The 3,959-nt window shown below is 64.4% G+C and carries 2 protein-coding genes and 1 pseudogene; 1 reads left to right on the forward strand and 2 read right to left on the reverse strand.

The window, feature by feature from the left end; genetic code table 11:
• Positions 1 to 2,603: transcription-repair coupling factor (locus EN984_RS25515; protein WP_164765640.1), on the reverse strand; the 2,603-nt coding region annotated here is incomplete at its 3' end.
• Positions 2,604 to 2,674: 71 nt separating this feature from the next.
• Positions 2,675 to 2,962 (reverse strand): succinate dehydrogenase assembly factor 2, encoded by a 288-nt coding sequence (locus tag EN984_RS25520; protein ID WP_027036782.1) that lies wholly within the window; start codon positions 2,960 to 2,962, stop codon positions 2,675 to 2,677.
• A gap of 92 nt (positions 2,963 to 3,054) precedes the next feature.
• On the opposite strand from EN984_RS25520, the pseudogene EN984_RS25525 reads away from it, so the two are divergent.
• A pseudogene (locus EN984_RS25525) lies at positions 3,055 to 3,959 on the forward strand (ATP-dependent DNA helicase RecG); the annotation flags it as partial.

Below are 3,959 nucleotides of genomic sequence, written 5' to 3' on the forward strand. Positions count from 1 at the left end.
AGTTCGCCCGGCGGCATCTGGCCATGTGCCACCGCCACCTTCAACTCCGGCACGGATTCCTTCAGGAAATCATGGATTTCCGAAAGATCGCTGATGCGCGGCACCACATAGAAGGAATGGCCGCCGCGATAACGCTCGCGCAGCAGCGTCTCGCGGATGACCAGGGGATCGAACGGCGAGATGAAGGTGCGCACCGCCATGCGGTCGACCGGTGGCGTGGCGATCAGCGACAGCTCGCGCACCCCGGTCAACGCCAGTTGCAGCGTGCGCGGGATCGGTGTCGCCGAGAGCGTCAGCACGTGCACGTCGGTTTTCAAATCCTTCAGCCGCTCCTTGTGCTTGACGCCAAAGTGCTGCTCCTCGTCGATGATCAGCAGGCCAAGGTTCTTGAACGAGATCGCGGAACCAAGCAGCGCGTGCGTACCGATGACAATGTCGACCTGGCCCTCGGCGATGCCTTTCTTGGTCTCGGCCAGTTCCTTGGCGCCGACCAGCCGCGACGCCTGGCCGACACGGATCGGCAGGCCGGAGAAACGCTGCGAAAAGGTCTTGAAATGCTGGCGCGACAACAATGTCGTCGGCACCACAACTGCCACCTGAAAGCCTTCCATCGCCGCGATGAAGGCGGCACGCAGCGCCACTTCGGTCTTGCCGAAGCCGACATCGCCGCAAATCAGCCGGTCCATCGGCTTGCCGGCAGCAAGATCGTCGCGCACCGAATCGATGGCCGTCTGCTGGTCGTCGGTCTCTTCATAGGGGAAGCGGGCCGCGAACTCGCCATAGAGGCCTTCTGCCGGCACCAGTGGCGGTGCGGAGCGCATCTGCCGTTCGGCGGCGATGCGGATCAGCTGCCCGGCCATGTCGAGCAGGCGCTTCTTCAGTCGCGCCTTGCGCGACTGCCAGGCGCCGCCGCCAAGCTTGTCCAGCGTCGCCTCGGCTGTGTCAGAACCGTAGCGCGACAGAAGCTCGATGTTTTCCACCGGCAGGAACAGCCGGTCGTCACCCGCATAGTGGATTTCAAGGCAGTCATGCGGTGCGCCGACCGCTTCGATGGTACGCAGGCCGATGAAACGGCCAATGCCATGATCGGCATGGACGACAATGTCGCCGGCCGACAGCGCCGAGGCCTCGGCAATGAAGTCCGAGGGACGCTTCTTGCGTTTCGAACGCCGGATCAGCCGGTCGCCCAAAATGTCCTGTTCGGCGACGACGACCAGTTTTTCGGTCTCGAAGCCGGATTCGAGCGGCAGTACGGCCAGGGCCGCCTGCCCCGGTTCGAGCTTTTCGGCTTCCGCCAGCGTCGCCACCTGCTTGAGATTGCCGAGATGGTGTTCGGCAAGGATCTGGCCAAGCCGGTCGAGCGAGCCTTCGGTCCAGCCGGCAATGACAATGCGGCGGCGCGCCGCGCGCTCATCGGCGATGTGTTTGACGACGACATCGAACACATTGGCGTTCGGATCGGCGCGCTCCTCGACGAAGCTGCGGCCGTGGCGCGAGCCGGCGTGATAGACCTTCTTGGCGCCAACTTCGGGCGCGTCGAATGGCGTGAAGTCGATCGCTTCACGCGGCCCGAGCGAGGCAATCAGGTTTTCCGGGGAGAGATAGAGCAGGTCCGGTGCGACCGGCTTGTAGGGCACGGCGTCCTTCAAGGCACCGTCCGCCTGCTTCTTGCGCGCCTCGTAATGGTCGAGGATCAGCGTGTGGCGTTCGGCCAACGCCTCATGCGCCAGATGGTCGAAGATGACAGGCGTGTCAGGCAGATAGTCGAACACCGTCTCCAGCCGCTCATAGAAAAACGGCAGCCAGTGTTCCATTCCGGCAAACCGCCTGCCTTCGCTGACTGCTGCATAGAGCCCGTCATCGCGCTGTGGAGCGCCAAAGGCTTCGATATAGGAGCGGCGGAAACGGCTGATGGTTTCGGGCGTCAGCGCCACTTCGCTCATCGCCTGCAGCGCCATCGACTTGCGCTGGCCGGTGGTGCGCTGCGTGGCGGCGTCGAAGACGCGGATCGATTCAAGCGTGTCGCCGAAGAAGTCGAGCCTGAGCGCTTCGGTCCAGCCAGGCGCGAACAGGTCGAGAATGCCGCCGCGCACCGCGAACTCGCCGATGCCACGCACGGTCGGCACGCGCTCAAAACCGGACGTTTCCAGCCGCGACACCAGTACGTTCATGTCGATCTGGTTGCCGGGCCTGGCGTGGAACGTCTGTGCCTCGACGAGATCCGCCGGCGGAATGCGCTGCAGCAGCGCATTGGCGGTGGTGAGGATGACGGCGCGGTGCGGCTTCTTCGCCAGAGCGATCATGGCGGTCAGCGCATCGAGGCGCTTGGCGGCAGCATCCGAACCGGGCGAGACGCGGTCGTAGGGCAGACAATCCCACGCCGGCAGTTGCAGCACCGGCAGGCCGGGGGCAGCGAAAGACAGCGCCTCAACGATCGCCGGCAGGCGCTGACCGTCGCGCGCGACGAACAGAACCGGCTTGTCGGGCGCGATCTCGAGTGCCGCCTGCACCAGCGCAAAGGCTTCATAGACATCAGCGACGCCGTCGACGATGAACTGGCCGGCGCGGTCTTTCGGCAAACCGATGGTGGGAATGAGGCTCATGAAATCACGGTCTTGTTTTATCGCAATTCACTAGGGGAAGCGCTTTGCACTTTTCCTGGAATTGCTTGTGTTCAGAATGTCAGAGAATGGCGGAAAGCCAGGATCTTTTGCAGGACGGCACAATCGATATCGGCCGGCACCGGGCGTTCGCCGGTGACCATGGGCAGGAATTCGGTATCGGGAATGTCGAGGAGCCTCTCATATTGGTCGATTTCCTCGGCCGTCAAGGCGCCGATCTCAGCGTCGGCGAAAGTGCCGAGGATCAGGTCCATCTCGCGCATGCCGCGATGCCAGGAGCGAAACAGAAGCTTGCGGCGGCGGACGTCGAGCCCCTCGCTTGATCTCGTCGTTCCGGTCATCGTGCCGCATCCTTGCTTGCTGCGGCGCATATAGCGTGGATAGAAGGGGCTGTCAGCCTTGCGCTGCCGCCATCGCAACATAAGCTGACATCATGCGCCCGACCATCCTCGATCCCTTGTTTGTACCGATCACGTCGCTTGCAGGCGTCGGACCGAAAGTCGGCGCGCTGATCGAGAAGGTTGTCCCGGCCGATCTGGGTGACCGCCCCGCCCGCGCGGGCGACCTTCTGTTCGTGCTGCCGCACACCGTCATCGACCGGCGCAGCCGCCCGGGCATCGCAGGATCCGCGGAAGGCCAAATCGTGACGCTGGAGGTGCGCATCGACCGCCACCAGCCGCCGCCGCGCGGCAACAGGTCGGTGCCTTACCGCGTCTTCGCCCATGACGACACCGGCGAGATCGCGCTGACCTTCTTCCATGCTCACGCTTCCTATCTCGAAAAGGCGATGCCCGAGGGCGAGCATGTCGTGGTCTCGGGCCGCATGGAATGGTTCAATGGCCGCCCGAGCATGGTCCACCCCGACCATATTGCGCTGGCCAGCGAGGCGGAAAACCTGCCGCTGGTCGAACCGGTCTATCCCCTGACAGCCGGGCTCTCGGGCAAGGTGCTGCGCCGGGCGATCGGCCAGGCGCTGGCGCGTGTGCCTGAATTTCCCGAATGGCAGGACGGCGCCTTCATGCGCCGGCACACCTTTGCGGCCTTTGCCGATGCGCTCGCCCGCATCCACAATCCGGCCGACCCGATCGATGTCTCCATCGATGGCGCTGCCTGGCGGCGCCTGGCCTATGACGAGCTGCTGGCGGGCCAGGTCTCGCTGGCGCTGGTGCGGGCGAAAGTCCGCCGCCTGTCCGGCCGTCCCCTGGTCGGCGACGGCCGCATCGTCGAAAAACTGAGGGCCGCACTGCCCTACTCGCTGACATCGAGCCAGGAGTTCGCGCTGGCCGAAATCAATGCCGACATTGCCGATCCCGAGCGCATGCTGCGGCTCCTGCAGGG

This window comes from Mesorhizobium sp. M7A.F.Ca.CA.004.12.1.1, from assembly GCF_003997835.1.
Taxonomy (GTDB): Bacteria; Pseudomonadota; Alphaproteobacteria; order Rhizobiales; family Rhizobiaceae; genus Mesorhizobium.